This is a genomic window from Arthrobacter sp. TJ-170 (assembly GCF_058269305.1).
This window is the reverse complement of the sequence record NZ_JBZCNL010000005.1, coordinates 1-21,956: the sequence shown is the minus strand read 5'-3', so window position 1 is coordinate 21,956 and position 21,956 is coordinate 1. Positions and strand designations below refer to the sequence as shown.

Sequence of the window (21,956 nt, the reverse complement as noted above, 5' to 3'; positions counted from 1 at the left end):
GGTCATGGTTCCCCTGACGGCGCTTCGCCGGATGAGCACGGAGCCGTCCAGGGGACACCGCCCCCGCAATACAAGGAGCCAATCATCACCATGTCCGCGCAACCTGTGCAGGATCCCACCGCCGCCCTCGTCAGCCTCCTCGACCTGGACAGTGCCGCCGGAGCCCAGACGGATGAGGAGATCTACGTCGCGACGCCGGTGAAACAGCCGGGCAAGCGGGTTTTCGGAGGGCAGGTACTCGCGCAGGCGTTGATTGCCGCAAGTCGAACCGTGGAACCGGTGCGTTCCGTGCACTCGATGCACGGCTACTTCCTCAGGGCCGGTGATGCCGATCTTCCTATCACTTTCGGCGTGCAGCGGCTGCGTGACGGGCGCTCATTCTCGGCGCGGAGGGTTCATGCTTACCAGAACGGCGTCCCCATCCTGTCCATGATCGCGTCCTTCCAGCAGCCGGACGAAGGGATCACCCACCAGGAAGCCATGCCGGCAGACCTTCCCGATCCGGAGTCGCTGCCCTCCACGGCGGATCTGCTGGGCCGGTTCGATCATCCGGTCGCGCAGGCGTGGGCTTATGACCGCCCTTTCGACATCCGCCATATCGACTCTCCCCTCTATGTCGAGAACTCCGGTTCCAGGGAACCGGTCAACGCGGTCTGGATGAAGACGTTCGGCTCGATGCCCGCAGATCCGGCGATGCATCAGGCCGCCCTGGCGTACGCGAGTGATTACACCCTGCTCGAATCGATCCTGCGTCCGCACGGGCTCACCTGGATACAACCGGGAATGAGCGTGGCAAGCCTCGACCACGCCATGTGGTGGCATCGTCCGGTCAGTGTCGACGAGTGGCTGCTGTACGTTCAGGCATCGCCGAGCGCCTCGGGGGCACGGGGGCTGGCGCTGGGTAAGATCTACAACCGGGTCGGGGACCTTGTTGCAACCGTGGCCCAGGAGGGAATGATCCGCGTGCCCGACGACGCCGGGAGCCGCTTCAAGGGCGCAGTACAGAAAAAACTGATGGACCAGAAGATGCGTCGCTGGAAGAACTGACCAAGTCGCCGGCAACTGGTAAAGGGAGCGTGCTGATGCACGCTCCCTTTATGAGTGGCTTACCGGATCGCGAAGACTCAGTCGCGGGTAAGACGCCGATGGGTCACACGGTGCGGCTTGGCTGCTTCTGGGCCGAGACGCTCGATCTTGTTTTCCTCATACGCTTCGAAGTTGCCCTCAAACCAGTACCAGCTTGCCGGGTCTTCCTCAGTGCCTTCATAGGAAAGGATGTGGGTGGCTACCCGGTCGAGGAACCAGCGGTCGTGGGAAACCACCACTGCACAACCCGGGAACTCGAGCAGCGCGTTCTCGAGGCTGGAGAGTGTCTCCACGTCCAGGTCGTTGGTGGGCTCATCGAGGAGGAGCAGGTTGCCGCCCTGCTTGAGGGTCAGCGCGAGATTCAGACGGTTGCGCTCACCGCCTGAAAGCACTCCTGCTTTCTTCTGCTGATCGGGGCCCTTGAAACCGAACGCGGAGACGTACGCACGGGATGGCATTTCGACCTGACCGACCTGGATGTAATCCAGGCCGTCGGATACCACTTCCCACAGTGACTTGTTCGGGTCGATACCGCCACGCGACTGGTCCACGTAGGAGATTTTGACCGATTCGCCGATCCGCAGCTCCCCGTCGTCGAGCGGTTCAAGTCCGACGATGGTTTTGAAGAGTGTGGTCTTGCCGACGCCGTTCGGCCCGATGACTCCAACGATGCCGTTTCGGGGCAACGAGAAGGACAGGTCGTCGATGAGGATGCGGTCGTCGTAGCCCTTCTGGAGATCGTGTGCCTCGATGACCTGGCTGCCGAGGCGCGGGCCCGGCGGGATCTGGATCTCCTCGAAGTCCAGCTTCCTGGTCCGCTCCGCTTCGGATGCCATTTCCTCGTAGCGGGCAAGGCGCGCCTTGGATTTGGTCTGCCGGCCCTTGGCATTGGAACGCACCCATTCGAGCTCTTCCGAGAGCCGCTTGGAGAGCTTCTGGTCCTTCTTGCCCTGGATCTCGAGGCGGGCGCGCTTCTTCTCAAGGTAGGTGGAGTAGTTGCCCTCGTAGGGGTACAGATGTCCGCGGTCTACTTCAGCGATCCACTCGGCTACGTGATCGAGGAAGTACCGGTCGTGGGTGACCGCGAGTACAGCACCCGGGTACGCGGACAGATGCTGTTCCAGCCAAAGCACGCTCTCGGCGTCGAGGTGGTTGGTGGGTTCGTCAAGCAGCAATAGATCGGGCTTCTGGAGCAACAACTTGCAGAGCGCGACCCGGCGTCGCTCACCGCCGGAGAGGATGGAAACATCAGTTTCCGGAGGCGGACAACGCAGAGCGTCCATCGCCTGCTCGAGCTGGGAGTCAAGGTCCCACGCATCTGCAGTGTCGATGGCTTCCTGCAGCTTGCCCATTTCGTCCAACAACTTGTCGTAGTCGGCGTCCGGGTTAGCCATTTCCTCGGAGATCTCGTTGAAACGCTGGATCTTGCCGTAGATCTCGCCCACGCCTTCCTGGACGTTGCCGAGCACCGTCTTTTCCTCGTTCAGGGGCGGTTCCTGAAGGAGGATGCCCACGGTGTAACCGGGGCTGAGCCGTGCCTCACCGTTCGAGGGTGTATCCAGGCCTGCCATGATCTTGAGGATGGTGGACTTACCCGCACCATTGGGCCCCACCACGCCAATCTTGGCGCCTGGGTAAAAGGACATGGTCACGTCGTCGAGAATTACTTTGTCGCCAACAGCCTTGCGGGCCTTGGTCATCGTGTAGATAAATTCCGCCATAGGACAAGGCTAGTGCGTTGAGACCTCCAGAACATATTCGGGCGTGGCCGGACAGGCGCTGCCCGTCCGGCTACCTCTGGTCTCCGACGAAGCACCGTCCGTCGGCCAGCACCGGAAGTTGCGTCGCTATCGCGGCGCCGTCGCGGATGTGCCCGAAGACGCAAGTCTCCCCGACAGGCACGGCCGCGGTCATTGCGTCCACTTCGAGGCCGGTCGGAGTTATGTCTATGGACACCTCAACGGAGTCCGCATCGACGCCCGCTGACTCGAAGGCAGCCCGCAGTGCTTCTGCGTCCGGTTTGGAGGTCTCGGCTGCCAGCGAGTTCAGGGCGTCGGCGATGCGGGACGTGATGGCGTCTGCCGTCGAAGCATCCGACGGCGGAGTCGATGCAGGATCAGGGCTTGGCGCTGCCGGCGGCACCCTTGGAGCCTGGGCAGGAATCCCGACCGCGGCGGCTCCGCACCCGCTGGTCAGGACAGAAAACCCTGCAGCGAAGAGGCACAACGCCACAACCGTTCGTTTCCCTCTGGTTTCGGTATCCGGCCGTGTCCGATATCCCCGCATGACCCAATTCTGACACGGCGCGCCGGTACGAGCCGGCTTAGAAGGGCGCCGAAGCCAGCTCCTCATCCATCCCGGACTCGGCGTCAGCATCGGGGTCGGACCGGTTTTCCTGTGGCTCGACAGCTGTTCCCGGTGCACCGAAACCTGCCGATAGTTCACCGGTGTCGTAGTCCACGCCCGAGAATCGGTCATCCGTTCCCGTCTGCACCGAGGGGTCGTTCCGGTCTGCTCTGGAACGTCTGAAACTCGCCGTCCCGAACAACAGGTCGTGGCCGGCGGAGTCGGCGTCGATCTCGACCGTGGTGCCGCTCTTTCCTTCATCATTGACCCAGGTCCTGACTCGAAGCCGGCCGGTCACGATGACGCGATCGCCCTTCTGCAAGCTGACCCCGGCGTTCGTGGCCAACTGGCGGAACATCGAAACGGAATACCAGTTGGTGTCCCCATCCACCCAGGCATTCGCCTTCTTGTCGAAGTATCTGGCGGAGCTGCCCAGCCTGAACTTGGTGATCGGCAATCCGCTGCTTGCCACGGAACACTTGACATCGGTACCGACGAAGCCACGAATCGTCACATAGTTGCTCATCATTCTTCCCTTCAGAGGTTCAAGGGCCGACGCGGCGCGTCGACTGGCTCCAGTCTCTGACAGGGCGTTATTGGCCTGATCGGTGCCAGCGGCTATGTGGGCATCCGCAGTGAAATTTGTCCGCTGTGGAGGAGATAACGCAGACTAAGAACCGCTAAACTTGTGTGGGCGCTCCGCCCACACAAGCCCCCGTAGCTCAATGGATAGAGCAACGGCCTTCTAATCCGTAGGTTGCGCGTTCGAGTCGCGCCGGGGGCACACGATCACCCGGGGAATGTCACTCGCAGTTCAAGATAGTGCTGACCGGAAACGTCCTGCGAGTACTCCACGCGACCGGCAATCCCCTCCAGCTCCCCTGTCCCGGATCCGGGGATGATGTGTCCCGAACTGGCCGCTGCGGTCCCTTCCGCGAGCCCCCAGTGCTGTACGATCATGCTCCCTCGTCGGCCAAGGACGCTCCCGCTGAAAACCTCCGACGCCACATAACCGGCCCCGCGGTTGTTGCCTGCCATGAGCAGCTCAGCCACTGAGGATCCCTTAATGTCGCCGACGAACTCTTTCGTTGCACTCACTCGCGTCAGTTCGCTGTCAACGCCGTCAACCGAATACGACTCAGGTGCCCAGTGCGAGATGTCGAATGCTGCCCGTATGACCTGTTCCTGCAGTTCGCTCATCCCACCAGTATTGCCCCATTGAGCGCCCTTCGCATGTTCGCGCGACTGCGGTCTATCGGCTAAGAGGAACCTGATCCTTTGACCGCTGCCCTCGGAAAAGTGTCTTGGTCCGCGGGTCGAGCACAACGAGATAAGTTGCGAATGCCACCCCCACCACGGCGGCAAGTTGCCGTGCAGTGTCCAGACTCAGCTCGATGTAGGGGAAGATGTCCAACTGATCCGAGATCGCATAGATCATGAAGAAGGATACGGCGAAGTACAGGATCTTGACCTGCCAGTCGTCCCGAATACCGGTCACCGCGAACAGCGGAATCAGCCACACGACGTACCAGGACTGGATCATCGGGGCCAGGAGCACGACGGCGGAAAGGGCCAGCGCCAGCCGGCGCATGAGGTAGACGTGATTGCCCTTGAAAATGAACCATGCGATGAGGGCGAGGGATATCAGGGTGCCGATGGTATGCACGACATCTGCCCAGGACCAGCCATCGAATCCGAGGGCGTCCCCGGTGAGGGCAACAACCATCCCGAGGAAGCCGACGGGCGCGTACCACACCCACACGCTTCCGGGCGTGCTGAGAGCACCGACCCAGCCGAACCCGAACCCGTTCATAATCCCGAGGACCCACAGGATGCCAAGCGAGAGCCCCGCCGTGATCGCCCAATACAGGATCTTGCGGGGCCAGCTCGCACCGCGACCGGCCCACATCAAACCGATGAACGGCAGGAAGATCAAGGTTATTGGCTTGATGCCGATCGATAGTGTCACGAGGACGATCGCCACAACGTACCGCCCTTTGGCAGCGAGGTAAAGCGCGGCCAGGGCAAGACCCACCATGAGGGAGTCGTTATGGATGCTGGCCACGAAATTGGTGAGGAACAGCGGGTTCGCCACCGTCAGCCAAAGGGCCCGGTTGGGGTTGACGTTGTGCAGTTCGGCTAGCCGCGGCACGTAGTACACGCACAGTACGACGCCAACGATTGCGAGCAGCCGGAAAAGCAGGATTGACAGGTCCGGCTGACCACCGGTGAGGCGCACGACACCCTCTTCCAGCCAAAGGAAGATGGGCCCGTACGGTGTGGGACTCTGCGCCCACAGATCATCCGCACCGATCTGCAGGTAGTTGGAAATCTGCGAATAGCCGTCCTTGTACGGGTTCAGTCCGCCGACCATGACCTGGCCTTGAGCGATGTAGGCAAAAACATCCCGGCTGAACAATGGGAGTGCAAAGCACATTGGCGCGGCCCACGCCACGGTGGCGGTCAGGATTGTACGTCTCGACCCGGGACCCCATCCCTGCAGACGCTGACCGAGTCTCAGCCATGATCGAACGAGGAGCATCCCACCAAGTGCCAGTAGGAGGACGGAGAGCACAGCGCCAACAGGTTCGAACCGCAACCAGATGATCACCGGCACCTGACGGAGTTCGCGGGACGCAAGCGAGAGCCAGCCCACCCCGAAGGATCCAACAAGCATGAGCATGGACCCGACGAAGCCCTGGATGATTGCTATCCGGGGACGCCCGATGTGCGCGGTTGCAACAGAAGCAGGCGCAGGGGCCGTCATTTCAGGGGGATCCGATCGTCGGTCTGACACGGGCGGTAATGGGGATCGAGGTCGATCGATTTTACCATTTGAGCGGCCGCAGGCTGCCGTGCCGCACGTTGCGGCACGGCGCGCCCACCGCTGCCAACATCCGCGCAGAGCGGTCTCCTCCAATGGAGCCACTCCGGAGCTGATCCGGCTCCTCCCAGTGAATAACCCGGTACATTTGTCGGGTGCCGATAACAAGTGAACCCATCGTCTGGATCGACTGTGAAATGACGGGTTTGGATCCTGTCGCAGATGCCCTGATTGAGGTGGCGGTCATCGTCACTGATTCAGAACTCAACATCCTGGGCGAGGGTGTCGACGTCGTCATTGCACCGCCGCCGGGCGCGGTCGAATCCATGGGTGATTTCGTTCGCAACATGCACACCGTCTCCGGCCTGCTCGAAGAGCTCCCGCACGGAGTGACGTTGCAGGAGGCGCAAACCCGCGTGCTCGAGTACATCACTGCGCACGTCCCGGAACCACGGCGTGCTCAACTGGGCGGAAATTCGGTGGGTACCGACAGGGTCTTCCTTGTCCGGGACATGCCCGCCGTGGTGGAGCACCTGCACTACCGCGTGGTGGATGTGTCAACAATCAAGGAGCTGGCTCGTCGCTGGTATCCGCGCGCCTATTTCCAGGCGCCGGAGAAGAGCGGGAACCACCGCGCGCTCGGAGACATCAAAGATTCCATCCGCGAATTGCAGTACTACCGGAGCACCATCTTTGTCCCAGGCCCCGGACCGGATTCCGAGACCAGCAGGGCAGCAGCGCGGGATCTGCTCGCCGGAACCTGAGCTGCAGCACGGGCCGCCGAGCCGTGTGTCGGAGGGGGCGGAAAAAGTGCGCAGAAATGTGTGTAGAATTGTCTGCGCTGCCTCGTTCAGCCCCGGTAAGCCCGCTTCCTAGCGAGTGACACACGGGCCGGTTATTCGAGGCGCATGGTGGGTATAGCTCAGTTGGCAGAGCGCCTGGTTGTGGTCCAGGAGGTCGCGGGTTCAAACCCCGTTACTCACCCCATTGGCCCGCCGGCAGTAGCCGCAGGCTTCGGTGGCCGCCCTGGATCCTCGGGGCGGCCATTGGTATTTCTTCGGTCTGTTCCCGCGTGTGGGACGAAGCCTCATCAGAAGGGAAAGCTGCATGAAACGCACTCTGTTCGAGGAGGACCATGAACTCTTCCGCGAAGTGGCGCAGGAGTTCAACTCACGCGAAGTCGCCCCGAACTATGCCCAGTGGGACCGCGAGCATATGATGCCGCGCACCATGTGGAGCGCCGCGGGAGAACAGGGGCTGCTGGGCCTGGCTGTGCCCGAAGAGTTCGGTGGAGCCGGGATGCCGGATTACCGCTTCCGTGTAGTCCTCGACGAAGAGTTCGCCCGCGCCAACCATCTGGCAACAGGGTTGGCTTTCCACCTGCACGACGACCTGGTCCTTCCCCATTTGCTTGCCTACGGATCAGACGAGCTGAAGCAGAACTGGCTTCCCGGCATGGTCACCGGTGAGAAGGTCACGTCTGTGGCCTGGACAGAGCCCGGCGCCGGGAGTGACCTGCGCGGCGTCCGCACCAAGGCAGTACGCGACGGCGGCGACTGGCTCGTAAGCGGACAAAAAACGTTCATCGGTAACGGCATAAGCGGTGATGCCTCGCTGGTTCTCGCCCGCACTGACGGCTCCACCGGGAGGGGCGGCAGCGAATCCTTCTCCATGTTCATGGTGGAAAAGGGTCAAGGCTACGAAACCGGCAGGCAGCTCGACAAAATGGGGCTGAAGGCTTCCGACACGGCTGAGCTTTTCTTTGACAACGTGCGCGTCCCCGCGGCGAACCTCGTGGGCGAGGTTGGACAGGGTTTGAGGTATGTCACGGAGCAGCTGCCGCAGGGACGTCTGGCCATCGCCGTCGCCTCCTCGGCCGTCGCGCGGACGATGTATGAGGCGACGGTTCGGTACACGAAGGAGCGCAACGCCTTCGGCGAGCGTGTCATCGACTTCCAGAACACCCGGTTCGAGCTCGCGGACATCCTGACCGAGGTGGAGGTCACCGAGACCTATGTCGATCGGGCCGTCCTCGCCTTCAATGACGGTGCGCTCGATGCCGTCAGCGCGGCTCGGGTGAAACTGTGGGCGAGCGAACGGGTGAAATTGATCACGGATCGTTGCCTGCAGCTGCACGGAGGATATGGCTACATTCTGGAATACCCCATAGCGCAGGCATTCCTTGCTGTCCGTCTCCTGAGCATCTTCGGGGGCACCAGCGAAATCATGCGCGAGACCATCGGCCGCAACATCGCCCGCTAAGCCCCGGAGCAAGGAAGAGTTCCCCATGCCTGTTCGCCCCATCACCATTGCCGGCGAGCCCGTCCTTCACCGGCGGGCCGTCGACGTCGAACTGTTCGATGATGAGCTGCGGTCCCTCATTTCGGACATGTACGAGACGATGGACGAGGCCAATGGCGTGGGCCTCGCGGCCCCGCAGATCGGCGTCGGCCTGCGCATCTTCGTCTACGGAATGGTGAACGACGACGACGTGCCGCCGCGTGGGGTTCTGGTGAATCCCACGCTGGTCACTTCGAAGGTCTCCGGTGCTGAGCCGGACGAGGAAGAATCAGAAGGATGCCTCTCCTTCCCCGGCGAGGCCTTTCCGCTCAAACGCGCGGAATGGGTGAAGGTGAACGGTTACGACGGTGACGGCAATGCGGTCGAATTCGAGGCGACAGGTTGGTTCGCCCGCTGCATGCAGCACGAGTTCGACCACCTGAACGGGACCCTGTACGTAGACCGCCTCAATCCTCGATTCGCACGCAAAGCGAAAAAGGCCGTCAAGGTCAACGGCTGGGGCGAGCCCGGACTGACCTGGATGCCGGGTGTGGATCCGGATCCCTTCGGCCACTAAGCAGCCGGCATCGGCTCGCGGTCAAGATCTTCCAGGCGGTGAACCGACCGCAATGGTCCGAGAAGCGCAATGAGCGGTGCTGTGGCCGCCAGCAAGACACCTGCAAGGACTGCAGTGGTGATGCCCCGCGTCTCGGCGAGGATCCCGCCAAGGATGCTGGCTATGCCCAGCATGCCCCAACTGACCATCCTCGTCGCCGCTCCCAGCCTGCCCATCATCGCCAGCGGGCAGACACGCTGACGGAAACTCGTGCCGACCACAATGCTCAGCGCAATCGAGATCCCGATGACGAACATTCCGATGAGCCCAAAAATCATCCCCGGCCCGGGTGTCATGACGAGTAGTGATGCGTAGCCCAACACTCCGGGCGCCATCGACCATCGCCACACAGGACCGGACCCGAGCAACTCAGTAAGCCGTTTGGCGCCCAAACCGCCAACTGCCCCGCCCACGGACGTTGCGGCCATCAACAAGCCCAACCAAATCTCTGACTCTTCCAGTACACGCACCACCAGCAGTACCATCAGCGAAGCAACCATGCTGCCGCCAAGGTTCCACAGCGCAGCGTTGAAGAGGATCGCCCGGAGCGGGGCCGTACTGAAGGTATACCGCAGCCCGTCCATCATCTCTGCAAAAATGCGCCGCTCCCCTCGGGCTACGGGCGTTTCCTGGATCCGAAGTGAGGATATGCAGCAAGCGAGGCAAAGGACGCTCCCACCTGCACCAGGAGCGTGTTGGAGGCTCCCAATACAACCGTGAGCCACCCGGCGATACCCCGTCCTCCCGCGTCCGTGGAGGCCCCGGATGCCGTAATGACGCCGTTCCCCTCGACCAGTTCATCTCCGGTCAGGGCCCGCTGCACCAAAGCCTGGTCTGCCAGGCTGAAGAACACCGATGACAGCCCGGCGATGAAGGTCACGATGAACAGCTGGGTTACTGTGAGCATCCCCAACCAATAGGCCACCGGCAGCGTGACGAGCGCCACTATTCGCGCCGCAAGTGACCTGACAAGAACCGGTTTGCGTGGCCAACGATCCACCCACACGCCGATCGGCAGACCAAATAGCAGCCAGGGCAGGAAAGCCATCCCCGAAAGCGCAGCCACGGCGAAATCACTGGCGTCGAGTTCCACCGCCGCGATGATGGGGAGAGCAACGGCGGCAACGGCTGTGCCGAACACTCCAGCCGTGGCGGATAATTACAGAGCTCTGAAGTTCGTATTCCGACGCACCAGGGACGCGCTGGGTGCAGTCGTCTCGGCCATTCCCTCAGCGTAATGGAATGTAGTCCGCGATCAGCCCGTTGTGGATGACCGGCCGCGAAAGGGCTCAGCACCCTTGACTAAACGGCAAAGCCGTCGGACCATGTCGCACGATGACTCAATCCGGGAGAAATGGATGGGTTGGCCGATACGCCGGGTTCTGTCCCGCAGCTCTCAAGGAGCTGCAGTGGCGGCCATCCATCTACGGACGCCGTTGCCGACGCCCTCCAGCGGCCTACCCGGGCACTCGGGCGGGCAGCCCTCAATCGTGCCCTGTCTGGCCTTGCTCCGGGTGGGGTTTACCTAGCCGCTCCGGTCGCCCGGTGCGCTGGTGGTCTCTTACACCGCCGTTTCACCCTTACCCGTCTGGACGAACCATCGGGGCGGTCTCTTTTCTGTGGCACTTGCCTGCGGGTTACCCCGAGTGGGCGTTACCCACCACCCTGCCCTTCGGAGCCCGGACGTTCCTCGGGAGAAGCTCAAAAGTGGCTTCCCACGCGGCCGCCTGGCCAACCCATCCACCACGATTCTACGTGTCGCTCGACAGGGTGTGCGCCGAGACAAGTGCCGGGTCGCCTGCGGCTGCCCCTGACGGGGCACAGGTAGAGTATTGAGGTGCTTATTCTGCTACCGCCCTCCGAAGGAAAAACGGCTGCAGGAAAGGGGCACCCGCTCGATCTCGACTCCCTGGCATTTCGGGAGCTGACTGCTGCCCGTTCCGAAGTACTCGCCGCGCTCGCGAAGGTGAGCGCACACGATGACGCTCATGCCGTCCTCGGAGTCGGAGCCTCGCTGGCGGAGGAAGTACGCCGAAACATCGAGTTACGCCAAGCTCCCGCGGCGCCGGCGCATACCGTTTACTCAGGCGTCCTGTACGACGCTCTCGGGTACCGGAGTATGACTCCCGCCCAGAAGCGCAAGGCAGACGCCGCCGTCGTTGTCATTTCGGCGCTCTGGGGCGCTCTGGGCTTCGCCGACGCCGTACCGGCCTACCGGCTATCCATGTCCGTCGAGCTTCCCGGCACCGGAAAGCTGGCCCCCTTCTGGCGCAAGCACCTGGCGGCCGTTCTGGACGAGCGGGCCGGTGACTCGCTCATCGTCGACTGCCGTTCAAGCACTTACGCGACGGTGTGGGCGGGGGCACCGGAGCGGTCGGTAGCAGTCAATGTGTTTCAGGAACGGAATGGGCGCCGAACCGTGGTCTCGCATTTTGCGAAACACACCCGCGGCGAATTGGCCCACCATCTGCTGACCCGCCGGGGAAAGCAGCCTGCCACCGCAGAGCAGCTGCTTCGCGCGGCATCGGAGCGGTGGACCTGCGAGCTTGTGCCTGCCACTGCAAGGAAGGCCGGGCAGCTGAATATCGTCCTCACGGACAGCTGACCGGCGCCGTCCCCAGCGTGGGTGCTAGGCGTCTGAGCGCGCGACCAACTCGACCTCGAACCCTTCAGCGTTCTCAAGGTACGCCGCGTAATGGTCCTGCCCGCCGGCGAAGGGATGCCTATCGCTGAACAGCAGGGTCCACCCGTGGCTGGCCGCCCGACGCGCGAGGAGGTCAACTTCAGCCCGCGTGCCCGCGTTGAAGGCGAAATGGTTGACTCCCTGTCGACGGCGTTCGTGCGGTCCGGGCAGGACATCCGGACCTGACTCCAGCACGAGGTACACACCGTTCCCTTCCCAACTCGAACCGTCGTTCCAGGTCTCCTTCAATACGAAGCCCAGCCGTTCGAACAGCCAGCCCATGCTATTGCGCGCGGCGGCTAGATCCTTGACCCAGATTTCAACGTGATGGAGCGTTCCGGTTGGCACGCGGGGAGGATCGACGGCGGCGGCCTTCTCGCCGGTCTGGGCAGCCGGCTTCTCTGCCACTGCGTTTTTGGGCTTCCATTCGACGCCCGCCATTCCGGCGTCCATGGCTTCATTGGACAGCCTGTCGGCGTCCTTGTTGCGTTCGCGGGGAATCCACTCGTACCGCACGCGACGGGGGTCTACGATGCGGCGGGCCTGCCCTGCCAGCTTCTGCATGTCCGCGTGCTTGATCTTCCAGCGCCCACTCATTTGCTCGACAACGAGCTTGGAATCCATCTTGACGAGAATGCGGCATTGCGGGTCGATCTCATTCACCAGTTCAAGGCCGGCAAGAAGTCCGGAATACTCTGCGACGTTGTTGGAGGCGATCCCGACGTAGCCGGCCTTCTCCACCAGAATGACGCCGGTCTCCGGGTCGCGAACCAGCGCGCCGTAGCCCGCGTGCCCCGGGTTGCCGCGCGAGCCGCCGTCGGCTTCGACGATGAGGAGATCGTGGATGGGGCGACCGGTGCATTCGTCCGCAGCGGAAGGGAACGCGTCGTCGAAAAGGGTCACAGCGGAACCGTGCACCCTTTCAGCTTCCCCACTCTGCGGAACGCACAAGGATGCATCCGGAGTCGGGGCAAATCACAACGTCGTCGTCAGCGGCGCGGGAGATGTCGGCGAGGTCGCCGGGACTGAGCTGCAGACCTGACCCTTCGGAACGGCCGTGGAACAACCGCGCCGCGCCGACCCCGCGCTTGGCCAGTGTCCTGTCGTAGAGCGCAAGCAGAGCAGGTTCGAAGGAAGCTGACAGTTCATCGCGCGCTGCCTGGACGTCCGCGCGTTCTGCTTCGATGCGGGCCAGCTCCTCGTCGCGGGCCATCTCAAGTTTGCGGAGCTGGCCCTGAACGGACTCAGCACGCTCCCGGGCCTCATCACGTGCTGTCCGGGCGGCTTCGACCCGCTCCATCACCTCAAGTTCAATATCCTCAAGATCAGACCGACGGCGGGTCAGCGAAGCGACTTCGCTCTGCAGTGCCGTCAGGTCTTTCGATGACCCGGTTCCGCTGTTCAGCCGCTGCTCGTCGCGTTCAAGCCTGGTGACAACTGCTTGCACGTCATCTTCCGCGCGGGTGAGGTCCCGCTCTGCGTCGCTGAGACTCGTGGCCGCTGTGACCTGTTCGGATTCTGCGCTGGCCACCTGCGCGGCGAGGGCCGCCAGTTCGGGGTTCGCCCTGACGGTAGCTGCCTGCCGCTGCAGTTGGTTGAGCTTTGAATCATAAGCCTGCAGATCAAGAAGCCGCAGCTGTTCCGCCTGAGGTGCTTTTGCCACCGATAGTCCTCCGCCGTCGCCATATTCCGTTCTCCCTACCTTATGGCACGAAGCTAGGGGCCGGACACGTTGGAAAGGCGGGTGAAGAACTAGTCCCCACCGGGGGTGAGCACGAAATCCCAGGGATCGGAATTGACCGTACTTACCCGCACATCAATGATGAAGCCCTGATCGGACAGGACGTTGGACAACGCGTTGGCGGCGGGGGTCAGCCACAGCCATTCGCTGCCGAAGTGCGAGACATCAATGAGATAGGGCCGGCCGTTCACGGCCGCTTCCCGCGCTTCCAGCGCAGGGTGATGCCGAAGGTCCGCGGTGACATAGACGTCCGCTTGGCTCGCTCGCACCCGGTCAAACAGGTTGTCCCCCGCTCCGCCGCATACCGCCACACGCCGGACAAACCCATGGCGGTCGCCCGCGACGCGCATTCCACCGGCCACCGCCGGTAGCAGGCCGAAGACGAGTTCCGCGAAGTCCCCCAGCGAGGTCACATCCGGCAGCTCCCCCACGCGGCCGATTCCTTCCTCCGGCAGCCCGTCCGCCGACCCGGCAAGGGGCTCGACGTTGGACAGCCCGAACGCGTCGGCGAGCACATCGGACACGCCTCCGACGGCACTGTCTCCGTTGGTATGCACGGTAACCAGCGCGCAGCCCGCCTCGATGAGCCGGTGCACCGCAGCACCTTTGGCATGGGTCGCCGCCACCGAATTCACGGGTTTCAGCATGAGCGGATGATGGGCGACTATCAGATCCGCACCCCGCCCCACGGCGTCTTCAATGACGGCCTCCGACGGGTCCACGGCGAAGACGATCGTAGACACTTTCCGGTCCGGACGGCCCACCACAAGGCCAACCGCATCCCAGTCCTCAGCAAGTGATTCGGGCCACAGCTCCTCGATCGCGAGCAGCACGTCCCCGACTGTGGGCCTCGATACACTCGCCTCGTCAAGACCAGAGGCATGTTCTTCGTCAGCTTCCATAGCCCTAGTTCTACCAGCTTTCCACGTTGTTTCCGGGTTCAACGGCACCCTTCCGCGGGGGCCCGGTATCGGTGGTCGGGAATCATCACGCGCGCCGAAGCATTGTTAAGAGGCATGATGACTTTCGTTCTGGGTGGGGGCTGCTTTTGGTGCCTCGATGCCGTCTACCAAAAGACCCGAGGCGTTACCGATGTGGTTTCCGGTTATACCGGTGGACACGAGCCGGATCCGCACTACGAATCAGTGTGCGCGGGAATCACCGGCCACGCCGAAGTTGTCGCCGTTACCTTCGACGAGACGGTTGTTCCGGTTGAAGTGATCCTCGGTATCTTCTTCGCCTCACACGACCCCACCACACTCAACCGTCAGGGTTACGACGTCGGCACGCAGTACCGCTCGTCGATGTTCTATCAGGACGTCGAGCAGAAGGAACTGTTCGAGCGCGCCATCGAGCGGCACCAGGGAGACTGGGCAAACCCGATTGTGACCGAGGTTGTACGCCTTCCGAAGTTCCACGTAGCGGAGGAATACCACCAGAACTTCTATGCCAAGCACCCCGAGCAGGGGTACTGCCAGGTGATTATCAATCCGAAGCTTGCCAAGGCGCGGAAATATTACGCTGAATGGCTCATCGCATAGTTCTGCATCTGGTCGCTGACTAGGCTGGGCACAGTTTTGCTGCAATCCGTACGTAAACCCCAGACAGGAATCCCATGGCACCGATTTACGACGACGTCACCCAGCTGGTAGGCCGCACTCCCCTGGTGCGCCTGAACCGCCTGACCGAGGGACTGGATGCGGAGGTCGCGGTCAAACTCGAGTTCTACAACCCCGCCAACAGCGTCAAGGACCGCATCGGCGTAGCGATCATCGATGCAGCTGAGAAGGCCGGCGCACTGAAGCCCGGCGGCACCATTGTCGAGGGGACCTCGGGCAACACCGGTATCGCGCTGGCCATGGTGGGCGCTGCCCGCGGCTACAAGGTTGTCCTCACGATGCCCGAGACCATGTCCACCGAACGCCGGGTCATGCTGCGGGCCTACGGTGCGGAGATCGTTCTGACACCCGGCTCGGAAGGTATGCGCGGCGCCGTCGACCGTGCCAAGGAAATCGTCGCCTCCAGCGACAACGCTGTCTGGGCGCGCCAGTTCGCAAACGAAGCGAATCCTGCAATCCACCGCGCAACGACTGCCGAAGAAGTGTGGAATGACACCGACGGCAAGGTGGACATCTTTGTCGCCGGCGTCGGAACCGGCGGCACCGTAACCGGCGTCGGACAGGTACTAAAGGAACGCAAGCCGGACGTCCAGATCGTCGCCGTGGAACCGGCAGACTCCGCGATTCTCAACGGTGGCGCCCCGGGCCCACACAAGATCCAGGGACTGGGCGCCAACTTTGTCCCCGAGATCCTCGACACCTCCATCTATGACGAAGTCATTGATGCGAGCGTGGAGGATTCCGTACGTGTCGCGCGTGCGCTCGGCACCCAGGAAGGCATCCTCGGCGGCATTTCCTCGGGAGCCATCGTCTGGGCTGCCCTGGAACTGGCTAAGCGCCCGGAGAACGCCGGTAAGCTCATCGTGGCTGTTGTGTGTGACTTCGGTGAGCGCTACATCTCCACGGTGCTTTTCGACGATATCCGGGGTTAGTCATTCCTTCAACAGAGAGTGATCTGTGAGCTTCCTAGCGAGACTGCGAGAAGACCTCGAAGCCGCCCGGGTGCACGATCCGGCGGCCCGGGGCGACGTCGAGAACGGCATTGTCTACTCAGGCCTGCACGCGATCTGGGTACACCGCCTGACGCACCGCATGTGGCAGGTTCCGGTGCTCCGGTTCCCGGCGCGTGTCCTTGCCCAGATGGCACGGTTCCTCACCGGGATCGAGATCCACCCTGGAGCCACCATCGGCCGGCGGTTCTTCATTGACCATGGCATGGGAGTGGTCATCGGCGGCACCGCGGAAATCGGCGACGACGTCATGATGTATCAGGGCGTCACGCTCGGCGGGCGCTCCCTGGAGAAGGTCAAGCGTCATCCGACCATCGGCGACCGCGTCACAATCGGGGCCGGTGCCAAGGTGCTGGGTCCAATCACCATCGGCGCCGGGAGCGCGGTCGGTGCCAACGCCGTCGTCGTGAAGGACACGCCTCCGGACTCGATCGTCACGGGTATCCCCGCGACGTTCCGGCACCGTGACTCGGCACGCGAGACGCTGCCGGCAGTGGACCCGGCCGAGTACATCGATCCGGCCCTGTATATCTGAACCGTAATCGCGAACGGAAAGGCCCCGGCGGATTCTTCCGCCGGGGCCTTTCCGTGTCCTGGATCCTAGTGGGTGTCCACTGCTTCGACTTCCGAGCGGTCTTCGCCCCAGAGCGTGTGGAAGGTTCCCTCAGCGTCCACGCGGTTGTAGGTGTGGGCCCCGAAGAGATCACGGAGGCCCTGCGTCAGGGCAGCAGGGAGGCGTTTACGGCGCAGTCCGTCGTAGTAGGCCAGCGACGAAGAGAACACCGGGACCGGGATACCCAACTGCACTGCAGTCGACACAACACGACGCCAGGCGGGAACCGCCCCGGCAATGGACTCGGCAAACGCCGGTGCCAGAAGCAGGTTGGCAGGCTTTTCGTCTGCCGCGTATGCCTTCATGATGTCATCGAGCAGCTCGGCACGGATGATGCAGCCGGCGCGCCAGAGAGAGGCGATTTCGTCGAGCTTGAGGTCCCAGCCGTATTCCTTGGCTGCCGCGGTGAGCATATCAATGCCCTGCGCGTAGCTGACCAGCTTCGATGCGTACAGTGCCAGGCGGACGTCCTCGACGAAGCCCTCGGGTAGCTCGACGGCGCCCTCGTGGCCCTCGAGGATGCCCTGCGCGAGCTCTCGCTGGTCCCGCTGGGAAGAGAGTCCGCGCGCGAATACGGATTCGGCGATGCCGGAGGTCGGGCTGCCGAGCTCGAGCGCCGAAACAACAGTCCAGCGACCCGTACCCTTCTGGCCGGCTGAATCGACGACAACGTCGACGAACGGCTTCCCGGTGCGGGAATCAGTATGACCGAGCACTTCAGCAGTGATTTCAATCAGGAAGGACGAGAGGGTCCCGCTATTCCAGTCCGTGAAGATCTTGGCCTGCTCTTCAGGCTCGATTCCCGCAGCCGTACGAAGAACATCGTAAGCCTCGCCGATGACCTGCATATCGGCGTACTCGATCCCGTTGTGGACCATCTTGACGAAGTGTCCGGCACCGTCGGTGCCGACCCAGCGGCAGCACGGCTCTCCGTTGTACTTCGCGGAGATCTTCTCGAGCATGGGACCCAACGAGTCATAGGATTCCCGTGAACCGCCCGGCATGATGGAGGGGCCAAGAAGTGCTCCCTCCTCACCGCCTGAGACGCCTACGCCCACGAAGTGGAGGTTCTTCTCGGCCAGCGCCGCTTCCCGGCGACGAGTATCTTCATAGTGCGAGTTGCCTGCGTCGATGACGATGTCACCCGGCTCCAGCAGCGGCTCGAGCTGTTCGATCACGGAGTCGACGGGCGCGCCCGCCTTGACCATGATCAGGACCCGGCGTGGCTTTTCCAGCGAGTCAACGAGTTCCTTGAGCGACTCCGTCCGGATGAACTCGCCCTCGTCGCTGTACTTCTCAAGCAGGGCGTCGGTCTTCTCGACCGACCGGTTGTGAAGGGCCACCGTGTAACCGTTCCGAGCGAGGTTCCGGGCCAGGTTCGCTCCCATGACGGCAAGGCCGGTCACGCCGATTTGTGCACTCATCAAGTCTCCATCTGCAGGTTTGCCCCGTGGTCAGGGGCACATCACTTAGCGACGCCCCTGTGCGCCTTGGCCCTCCCACCCTATTACCGGCGTCACGTTTGAAGCCAGACGGCCCTCCAGCTCTGAGGTAATCCGTCGCAACAATCCATTCGAAGATCCGCGGGCAAAGGTGCAACCTTCTTTACCAAATTGATATGTTCGATAGGATGTGCCGCCCACCAGAACATCCAGCAACCGATCGAGCGGCCCGAATCCCAGCCGGCTTCCGACCGGATGTGGATTGCCCGGTGATCATCGGTGACATCCTCACCTACCGGGACGCACACCACCTCTCGGCGCCGATGGGCGAAGCACTCGCGCCGCGGCTCGAGGAGGAACTACGTCGGGCCAATGTGACGGCCGACATACATGAAAACCCCGCTGTTCCGGCCCGTTAAGGCTGAAACAGCGGGGTTTTCTGTGGTGGGTCCTACCGGGATCGAACCGATGACATCCACGGTGTAAACGTGGCGCTCTACCAGCTGAGCTAAAGACCCTTACGCGGCTGGACCGGAGGTACCGCCCTTTGCCACGATCAATTACTGTACCGGATCGACGTGCTCCAATGCCAATCAGGGTATCGAGGTTCCTGTCCAGTCCGTTTGAGGGCTGGGCAGCGCCTCTGCAAGGTATGCCAACGATTCCGAGACACCCAGTTCGAGCTTCAGTGACGCGAAGTCGTCGCCGCGTGTTGCTCCCCTGTTGATGATGACGACGGGCCTTTCATGCTTCGCTGCGTGCCGAACGAAGCGAAGCCCGCTCATCACTGTCAGCGACGATCCGGCAACCAGCAGTGCACCGGCGTCGTCCACCATCGAATAGGCACGCTCCACCCGGTCCTTGGGCACGTTTTCTCCGAAATAGACAAAGTCCGGTTTCAACATCCCGCCGCATACCGGGCAGGGCGCAATGGTGAAGTCTGAGGTGTCGTCAACATCGGCGTCTGCATCCGGCGCCACATCGCCTGCATCACCCATGCGCTCAAGGTAACCGGGGTTCAACCGTTCGAGCAGGCGCGCAATCTCCTGGCGACCGAACGAGGTGCGGCAGCTGAGGCACACTACGCGGTCATACGTTCCGTGCAGATCCACCACATTGGTGCTGCCGGCAGTTGTATGCAGCCTGTCCACGTTCTGGGTGATCAGCCCGGTGAGGAGACCGCGCTGCTCCATCCGAGCCAGCGCCCGGTGTCCGTCGTTCGGGTCCGCGCGCCGCAGGTGGTACCAGCCCACATGATTACGGGCCCAGTAGCGCCGTCGCAAGGCCTCATCACCTGTGAACTGCTGGTAGGTCATTGGGTTTCGAGGAACGGAGTCCGGTCCTCGATAGTCCGGGATACCCGAGTCGGTGCTCAACCCAGCCCCGGTCAGGACCGCCAAGCGCTTACCGGCGAGAAGACTGACGGCGGAACGAAGGTAGCCGATCTGGTCCTCCGACAGGGCACCGGCCGCAGCTGCTTCAGCCCTGGCGAATCCGGTCATTCCGAATCCAGGAAGTGAGGAGGCATGCGGCAGCGGCGAGGACGTCATTGCGAAGGTGCAACTGTCGGTTCAGGGAGGTCACGCAGAGCCGCCCGGTAATCCTCGAACGACCTGCCCCGCGCCAACGGAGCATCGATACGCGATCTCAGGAGGCCCGTGGAATCGATGAAGAACGTGGCCCGCCGAGCATAGCCGTCGGTCGTGTCCAGGACGCCGTACCGTTCAGCAACCTCCCCATGAGGCCAAAAATCGGCCAGGAGATCGAAGTCGTATCCTCGCTCCTCCGAGTACGTGCGGAGGGCGTACTTGTGGTCGACCGAAATTGCCAGAACCTGCACATCCCGCCGGCGGAACTCGTCAAGATTCTCCTGCAGTTCGTTCAGTTCATCGGTGCAGACCCTCGAGAACGCGAACGGATAGAACACCAGCACGACGGCGGTGCGAAGCGCGCCCAGGCTGATTGGTTCCCCGTGCTGGTTGCGAAGCTCAAACCCGGGAGCGGGCTCGCCGAGCGCAGGCAGAACAGACATTTACTGCTTGCGGCGGGCCACGAGGCGCGTTGCAGCCCAGTCCTGGGAGACGCCAGCTGAGGAAGTGGCATGAAGACCGGCAGTCGGCGCTGCCTCCTGGATCTCCGACGGAGGTACGTAACCGTCCCGCCCGGACTTGGGGGTGAGGAGCCAGACGACGCCGCCATCATCCAGGCACGTCAGGGAGTCGACCAGCGCATCCACCAGGTCGCCGTCGTCGGAGCGCCACCATAGGACCACACCGTCAACCACATCCTGGTCATCCTCCGTGAGCAGCTCGGACCCGATCTCGTCTTCCAGGTCGCCGCGGAAGTCGAAATCAACATCCTCGTCATACCCAAGTTCCTGAACAAGGTCGCCGTCCTTGAAACCCAGTTTGTCCGCCACGCTTCCTGCTGTGGCGGCTTCGGCCTCGCTCACTTTATTCCTCCCGAAAGGCTGTGTTGATCCCGGTGATATCTCTGACCCCGGACCCACAGTACGTTGATATGCATTATTACCAGCCAACACCCTTAAGCGCTACGCTTCAACCCGCGCCTCCAACAGCCGGTAACGACGGCGCCCGTCGGGCCTTCCCCCGCCCAGCGCTGCGGCAGGACCCCCGCCAGTCCGGGCATGAGGCCCGCCATGCGGGCGTAACCTAGCCCAACTACCGATCATTCAGCTACGCATCAAACACCCCACAGGGCTAGAGTGTCACAGTGAATCCAAGGTCAGGCGAACGCCGATCGGATTCTGACCGCTTCGACGAGCAACGGCCCGAAGCACAAAGTCGTAGACGTCGCAGACATAATCTGCGGATTGGGAGGGTTTGGCATGGTTGCTGATCAGGGGATTGTGGGTTCGGGTACCGGTGGGGACACGGATCCGGAGGAAACGGCTGAGTGGGTTGAGTCCTTTGATCAGCTGGTTGACGTGCGTGGTTCTGAGCGTGCCCGTGAGGTTTTGGGACGTCTGCTTGCCCGTGCCGGAGGACGGTCGGTTGGTTTGCCGAGCGTGGTCACTACCGACTATGTGAACACCATCCCGGTTGATGAGGAGCCTGAGTTCCCCGGCGATGAGGAGATCGAGCGCAAGTACCGTGCATGGATGCGCTGGAACGCCGCGGTCATGGTGCACCGGGCGCAGCGCCCCGAGATCGGCGTCGGCGGCCATATCTCCACCTATGCCGGCGCGGCGACCCTGTATGAGGTGGGTTTCAACCACTTCTTCAAGGGCAAGGACCACCCTTCCGGCGGGGATCAGGTGTTCTTCCAGGGCCACGCCTCCCCGGGGATGTACGCGCGGGCATATTTGGAAGGCCGGCTCACCGAAGAGGACCTGGACGGGTTCCGGCAGGAGAAGTCCAAGGAAGGCCACGCCCTGTCCTCGTACCCGCATCCGCGGTTGATGCCGGAGTTCTGGGAGTTCCCCACGGTGTCGATGGGCATCGGGCCGATGAACGCGATCTACCAGGCGCAGAACAACCGGTACCTGCAGAACCGGGGTATCAAGGACACCAGCGGGCAGCAGGTGTGGGCGTTCCTCGGTGACGGGGAGATGGACGAACCCGAATCCCGTGGGTTGCTGCAGTTGGCCGCTAATGACGGCCTGGACAACCTGAATTTCGTGATCAACTGCAACCTGCAGCGCCTGGACGGGCCTGTCCGGGGTAACGGGAAGAT

The 21,956-nt window shown here is 62.6% G+C and carries 24 protein-coding genes, 3 tRNA genes and 1 other RNA gene; 12 read left to right on the top strand and 16 right to left on the bottom strand.

All coding sequences use genetic code 11. The features are described from left to right. The first annotated feature begins 90 nt into the window (after positions 1-90). A complete protein-coding gene (locus AC4D1W_RS10465; RefSeq protein ID WP_490891732.1) occupies positions 91-1,047 on the top strand; it encodes an acyl-CoA thioesterase in 957 nt (318 codons plus the stop codon). Between the two features lie 77 nt (positions 1,048-1,124). Here AC4D1W_RS10465 and ettA read toward each other — a convergent pair whose 3' ends face one another. The 3 genes from ettA to AC4D1W_RS10450 form a co-directional block, all read right to left on the bottom strand. After that, the gene (gene ettA, locus AC4D1W_RS10460; protein ID WP_490898703.1) at positions 1,125-2,807 is read right to left on the bottom strand and encodes an energy-dependent translational throttle protein EttA; all 1,683 of its coding nucleotides are present in this window, start codon (positions 2,805-2,807) and stop codon (positions 1,125-1,127) included. A 70-nt stretch (positions 2,808-2,877) separates the two neighbouring features. Then, positions 2,878-3,372, bottom strand: a complete 495-nt coding sequence (locus AC4D1W_RS10455) for a DUF6993 domain-containing protein (RefSeq protein ID WP_490898702.1) — start codon at positions 3,370-3,372, stop codon at positions 2,878-2,880. A gap of 37 nt (positions 3,373-3,409) precedes the next feature. Further along, complete coding sequence (locus AC4D1W_RS10450) at positions 3,410-3,958, bottom strand: single-stranded DNA-binding protein (protein ID WP_490898701.1); 549 nt, start codon at positions 3,956-3,958, stop codon at positions 3,410-3,412. A gap of 185 nt (positions 3,959-4,143) precedes the next feature. Between AC4D1W_RS10450 and AC4D1W_RS10445 the strand changes: the two genes are divergently transcribed. Then, positions 4,144-4,216, top strand: a tRNA-Arg gene (locus AC4D1W_RS10445). A 5-nt stretch (positions 4,217-4,221) separates the two neighbouring features. Here AC4D1W_RS10445 and AC4D1W_RS10440 read toward each other — a convergent pair. Both AC4D1W_RS10440 and mptB read right to left on the bottom strand, forming a co-directional pair. Then, a complete protein-coding gene (locus AC4D1W_RS10440) occupies positions 4,222-4,632 on the bottom strand; it encodes a DUF3224 domain-containing protein (RefSeq protein WP_490898700.1) in 411 nt (136 codons plus the stop codon). Between the two features lie 52 nt (positions 4,633-4,684). Beyond that, the gene (gene mptB / locus AC4D1W_RS10435; RefSeq protein WP_490898699.1) at positions 4,685-6,199 is read right to left on the bottom strand and encodes a polyprenol phosphomannose-dependent alpha 1,6 mannosyltransferase MptB; all 1,515 of its coding nucleotides are present in this window, start codon (positions 6,197-6,199) and stop codon (positions 4,685-4,687) included. 212 nt (positions 6,200-6,411) lie between these two features. Between mptB and orn the strand changes: the two genes are divergently transcribed. From orn to def, 4 genes are all read left to right on the top strand, one after another. Next, the gene (gene orn, locus AC4D1W_RS10430; RefSeq protein WP_490898698.1) at positions 6,412-7,020 is read left to right on the top strand and encodes an oligoribonuclease; all 609 of its coding nucleotides are present in this window, start codon (positions 6,412-6,414) and stop codon (positions 7,018-7,020) included. A gap of 147 nt (positions 7,021-7,167) precedes the next feature. After that, positions 7,168-7,243, top strand: a tRNA-His gene (locus AC4D1W_RS10425). Between the two features lie 120 nt (positions 7,244-7,363). Then, on the top strand, positions 7,364-8,518 hold the full coding sequence (locus AC4D1W_RS10420) for an acyl-CoA dehydrogenase family protein (RefSeq protein ID WP_490891741.1): 1,155 nt from the start codon (positions 7,364-7,366) through the stop codon (positions 8,516-8,518). A gap of 25 nt (positions 8,519-8,543) precedes the next feature. Next, a complete protein-coding gene (gene def / locus AC4D1W_RS10415; protein ID WP_490891742.1) occupies positions 8,544-9,113 on the top strand; it encodes a peptide deformylase in 570 nt (189 codons plus the stop codon). On the opposite strand, the gene AC4D1W_RS10410 is transcribed toward def, so the two are convergent. From AC4D1W_RS10410 to rnpB, 3 genes are all read right to left on the bottom strand, one after another. Continuing rightward, the gene (locus AC4D1W_RS10410) at positions 9,110-9,739 is read right to left on the bottom strand and encodes an MFS transporter (RefSeq protein ID WP_490898697.1); all 630 of its coding nucleotides are present in this window, start codon (positions 9,737-9,739) and stop codon (positions 9,110-9,112) included. The genes def and AC4D1W_RS10410 overlap by 4 nt on opposite strands. 29 nt (positions 9,740-9,768) lie before the next feature. Next, positions 9,769-10,293, bottom strand: a complete 525-nt coding sequence (locus AC4D1W_RS10405) for an MFS transporter (protein ID WP_490898696.1) — start codon at positions 10,291-10,293, stop codon at positions 9,769-9,771. Positions 10,294-10,507: 214 nt separating this feature from the next. Then, positions 10,508-10,891, bottom strand: an RNA gene (gene rnpB, locus AC4D1W_RS10400) — RNase P RNA component class A. A 98-nt stretch (positions 10,892-10,989) separates the two neighbouring features. Here rnpB and AC4D1W_RS10395 point away from each other — a divergent pair. Continuing rightward, a complete protein-coding gene (locus AC4D1W_RS10395) occupies positions 10,990-11,757 on the top strand; it encodes a YaaA family protein (protein WP_490898695.1) in 768 nt (255 codons plus the stop codon). A 24-nt stretch (positions 11,758-11,781) separates the two neighbouring features. Here AC4D1W_RS10395 and AC4D1W_RS10390 read toward each other — a convergent pair whose 3' ends face one another. From AC4D1W_RS10390 to AC4D1W_RS10380, 3 genes are all read right to left on the bottom strand, one after another. Continuing rightward, entirely contained in the window at positions 11,782-12,738 is a 957-nt protein-coding gene (locus tag AC4D1W_RS10390; RefSeq protein WP_490898694.1) for a reverse transcriptase-like protein, read from the bottom strand. Between the two features lie 19 nt (positions 12,739-12,757). After that, positions 12,758-13,498: a zinc ribbon domain-containing protein gene (locus AC4D1W_RS10385; protein WP_490891748.1), complete on the bottom strand. Its 741-nt coding sequence runs from the start codon at positions 13,496-13,498 to the stop codon at positions 12,758-12,760. Between the two features lie 89 nt (positions 13,499-13,587). After that, entirely contained in the window at positions 13,588-14,478 is an 891-nt protein-coding gene (locus AC4D1W_RS10380; protein WP_490891750.1) for a Nif3-like dinuclear metal center hexameric protein, read from the bottom strand. A 114-nt stretch (positions 14,479-14,592) separates the two neighbouring features. On the opposite strand from AC4D1W_RS10380, the gene msrA reads away from it, so the two are divergent. From msrA to epsC, 3 genes are all read left to right on the top strand, one after another. Further along, positions 14,593-15,117, top strand: a complete 525-nt coding sequence (gene msrA, locus AC4D1W_RS10375; protein ID WP_490891751.1) for a peptide-methionine (S)-S-oxide reductase MsrA — start codon at positions 14,593-14,595, stop codon at positions 15,115-15,117. A 74-nt stretch (positions 15,118-15,191) separates the two neighbouring features. Next, positions 15,192-16,127: a cysteine synthase A gene (cysK, locus tag AC4D1W_RS10370; protein ID WP_490891752.1), complete on the top strand. Its 936-nt coding sequence runs from the start codon at positions 15,192-15,194 to the stop codon at positions 16,125-16,127. Positions 16,128-16,152: 25 nt separating this feature from the next. Then, entirely contained in the window at positions 16,153-16,740 is a 588-nt protein-coding gene (gene epsC / locus AC4D1W_RS10365) for a serine O-acetyltransferase EpsC (protein WP_490891753.1), read from the top strand. Between the two features lie 65 nt (positions 16,741-16,805). On the opposite strand, the gene gnd is transcribed toward epsC, so the two are convergent. After that, the gene (gnd, locus tag AC4D1W_RS10360; protein ID WP_490891754.1) at positions 16,806-18,242 is read right to left on the bottom strand and encodes an NADP-dependent phosphogluconate dehydrogenase; all 1,437 of its coding nucleotides are present in this window, start codon (positions 18,240-18,242) and stop codon (positions 16,806-16,808) included. 287 nt (positions 18,243-18,529) lie between these two features. Here gnd and AC4D1W_RS10355 point away from each other — a divergent pair, with 287 nt between their 5' ends. After that, on the top strand, positions 18,530-18,679 hold the full coding sequence (locus AC4D1W_RS10355) for a hypothetical protein (protein ID WP_490898693.1): 150 nt from the start codon (positions 18,530-18,532) through the stop codon (positions 18,677-18,679). A 23-nt stretch (positions 18,680-18,702) separates the two neighbouring features. On the opposite strand, the gene AC4D1W_RS10350 is transcribed toward AC4D1W_RS10355, so the two are convergent. The 4 genes from AC4D1W_RS10350 to AC4D1W_RS10335 form a co-directional block, all read right to left on the bottom strand. Then, positions 18,703-18,778: transfer RNA gene (locus AC4D1W_RS10350), tRNA-Val, on the bottom strand. Positions 18,779-18,853: 75 nt separating this feature from the next. Then, positions 18,854-19,762 (bottom strand): NAD-dependent protein deacetylase, encoded by a 909-nt coding sequence (locus AC4D1W_RS10345; protein WP_490898692.1) that lies wholly within the window; start codon positions 19,760-19,762, stop codon positions 18,854-18,856. 44 nt (positions 19,763-19,806) lie between these two features. Continuing rightward, positions 19,807-20,292: a peroxiredoxin gene (locus AC4D1W_RS10340; RefSeq protein WP_490891758.1), complete on the bottom strand. Its 486-nt coding sequence runs from the start codon at positions 20,290-20,292 to the stop codon at positions 19,807-19,809. Then, on the bottom strand, positions 20,293-20,712 hold the full coding sequence (locus tag AC4D1W_RS10335; RefSeq protein ID WP_490898691.1) for a DUF3052 domain-containing protein: 420 nt from the start codon (positions 20,710-20,712) through the stop codon (positions 20,293-20,295). It lies immediately after the preceding gene. Between the two features lie 396 nt (positions 20,713-21,108). On the opposite strand from AC4D1W_RS10335, the gene AC4D1W_RS10330 reads away from it, so the two are divergent. Further along, the coding region (locus tag AC4D1W_RS10330) for a thiamine pyrophosphate-binding protein (RefSeq protein WP_490898690.1) at positions 21,109-21,956 on the top strand (848 nt) is incomplete at its 3' end.